The organism is Bartonella sp. AA2SXKL, from assembly GCF_042197205.1.
Taxonomy (GTDB): domain Bacteria; phylum Pseudomonadota; class Alphaproteobacteria; order Rhizobiales; family Rhizobiaceae; genus Bartonella.
On record NZ_JBHIRN010000054.1, the window covers coordinates 1 to 1,211 of the forward strand.

A 1,211-nucleotide genomic window follows, 5' to 3' on the forward strand; every position below is an offset into this window, starting at 1 on the left:
GTTTGATCCTAAATCTCTTGACAAATAACGCGAAGCAGAACGCATATCAACAAAAGTTGTATCACCTTCATTGGTTAAACGGATCACAATGTCCGAAGTAAAACCAAGATAAAAAGTTTTTGCTATCGTTTCAATATAAATCTCATCTTCTTCACCTTTAAATTCTCTTTGAGCGACAATAGGCCAACCATAAGCATCTAAAACATTGAGAACGGAATCGCGGATGTGATCAGGTGAGCCCTCATAACGACGTCCCGACATTTCTGGCCATTGTGACATTTGTAATGCCGCTTGCCCAATCAAAACACTCTTAAGCGGCAAAGCATCACGGGGACGTATTGTGCGAAAGAAAGCTGGTGGTTTTTGTGTATCCGTAGAAACATCATAAAGAGCAGGTAAAGCAAACCAAAATCCAAAAAATAATACCAATGGTGTAGCAGTGATCAATGAATAAATAATCCCTTGTAAAGCTTTCATTCCGCCCAGAGCACCGTGCACCCACAGACTGTACAGTGCTTTAAGTGCAAGGAAAAGGGAAACAACAACACAGCAAGCAGAGATGACGATCAAAATCATGAAATCAACTATGTCAATTACGGAAAAACGCTGTAAAAGGATTGAAAATAACAAAATAAAGAACGCTAACGTGCCAAAACGAGGTGACCATATCGCTGCTCTTGAGATTAACCGAACATATGTCTTCTTCATGAAGCTTTCTTCCCCTCAATTACGGACCAGAAGCAAAATTTTTCTTAGATTTCATATCTTATAGAAAGCTTCTAGTTATATAAAAAAGTAAAGCACTTACTTTTAAGATCAAGGACGCTCTATACTCCATCAACTTTTGTAGTCATTCTCGCTAATTGGGATGGATAATTGTTATTTCCTCCATGGATTTATCAATGTAATGGATTAAACTTTATCGGGACTGATTGTAACAACGCGAAAATAAATTCAAATGACAAGCTTTGTGATGAATGTGCTTACCAAAAGAAATTGGTACTTTACTCTCATTTGTTTTCTTCTAGCTGAAGATAAGTTTTACTATCGAACATGATATGCTTTCAGTGCAATAAGAGCTCCATTGTATTTCATGTTTATCATCAATGTACTGATATTTGTTCTGCGAAGTTGTATAGCAGGTTATTGTCTCAACAAAAAAGTATTGCACAGATCATTTTGGATGATTTTTATCGCAAGAAAAAATTCAG

Annotated in this window: 1 protein-coding gene; it reads right to left on the minus strand. The window is 36.7% G+C overall.

Features of this window, described 5'->3' with window-relative positions; all coding sequences use genetic code 11:
- The coding region (locus ACFINS_RS09660; RefSeq protein ID WP_375706141.1) for a DUF1499 domain-containing protein at positions 1-708 on the minus strand (708 nt) is incomplete at its 3' end.
- Positions 709-1,211: the final 503 nt, after the last annotated feature.